Below are 1,447 nucleotides of genomic sequence, written 5' to 3' on the forward strand. Positions count from 1 at the left end.
CGCTTCCTAATGCTGTTGTCAAGCAGTCATAGTCACTGGAGGTGCGACTTGATAGCACCGTCGGTCACGGATCAAGGCCCACAGAACGTTGACGCGTCGGCGGGCGAGGGCGAGTACGGCCTGAACGTGCTTCTTGCCCTCCGCGCGTTTGCGGTCGTAGAACTTCCGCGAATTCGGGTCGTAGCGGACGCTGACCAACGCGGAGGTGTAGAACACCCGCTGGAGCCTGCGGTGGTAGGTGACTGGCCGGTGGAGGTTGCCGCTGACTTTGCCCGAATCGCGAGGTGCCGGGGCGACTCCGGCGAAGGCCGCCAGAGCATCCGGCGAGTCGAATTCCTCCAGGCCGCCGCCAACAGCGGCGAGGAACTCCGCGCCGAGCACGGCACCGATGCCGGGGACGCTCAGGAGGATGTCGGCGAGTTCGTGCTCGCGAAACCGGCCCTCGATGAGCTTGTCCATCTCGGAAACCTGCTGGTTGAGGGCCATCACCTCCTCGGCCAGGGTGTGGACCAGCTTCGCGATGGTCTTCTCCCCGGGGACGGCGGTGTGCTGGCGCTCGGCAGCCTCGACCGCGGCCTCGGCCAGGGATCTCGCGTTGCGGACCTTGCGGTTGGTCAGCCAGGTGGTCAGCCGCGAGACTCCGGCGCGGCGGATCGCGGCCGGCGTCTGATAGCCCGTCAACAGCCTGAGCGGGCCGGTGTTGGTGACCTCCAGGGCCCGTTCCAGGGCGGGGAACATGCTCAGCAGGGTGCCGCGCAGGCGGTTCACCGCGCGGGTGCGGTCCTCGACCAGGTCGGCCCGGCGGCTGGTCAGCAGCTTCAACTCGATGGCGGCTTCGTCGCCGGGGCGGATGGGCCGCAGGTCGCGGCGCATTCTGGCCTGGTCGGCGATGACGTAGGCGTCGCGGGCATCGGTCTTGCCCTCGCCCCGGTAGCCGTCGGAGGCCCTGTTCACCAGCCGGCCGGGCATATAGAGGACTTCCTGGCCGTGGTTGATCAGCAGGGCCAGCAGCAGCGCGGGCTCACCGCCGGTCATGTCGATGGCCCAGGTGACCGGGCGGCCGTCTGCCAGGTCGAGGACATCACCGATCAGCTTCAACAGCTCGGGTTCGTCGTTGGCAGCCCGCCGCGACAACAGCGTCTTGCCGTCCGTGTCCAGGGCGAGGCCGTGATGGTGGCCTTTGCCGCTGTCGATCCCCGCCCATATCCGGCTCATCGTGCTCCTGACGTCTGTGTTCGTTCTGTGCGTACCACGGACGACCTCGCCGGCATTGCTCTACGCAGCGACTTGTTCGCACTTCCTAATCGGCGGCCGAGTCGTCGTGGGGTGCCGGGCGGCGAAGCGAGGCAAGCCACGAGACGGCAGCCGCCTGATAGCCACACCCAGCACCCCTGGGTGACCCAACCCTACGAATGGCTCGATCAACCCGATCAAGACGGTAGAGCCG

Annotated in this window: 1 protein-coding gene; it reads right to left on the reverse strand. The window is 67.4% G+C overall.

Going from position 1 to position 1,447, the window contains the following annotated elements:
* Window positions 1-18: 18 nt before the first annotated feature.
* On the reverse strand, window positions 19-1,215 hold the full coding sequence (locus tag AB0436_RS30520; RefSeq protein WP_366471171.1) for an IS110 family transposase: 1,197 nt from the start codon (window positions 1,213-1,215) through the stop codon (window positions 19-21).
* Window positions 1,216-1,447: the final 232 nt, after the last annotated feature.

This window comes from Streptomyces sp. NPDC051322, assembly GCF_040689485.1.
In the GTDB taxonomy this organism is placed as follows: Bacteria; Actinomycetota; Actinomycetes; order Streptomycetales; family Streptomycetaceae; genus Streptomyces.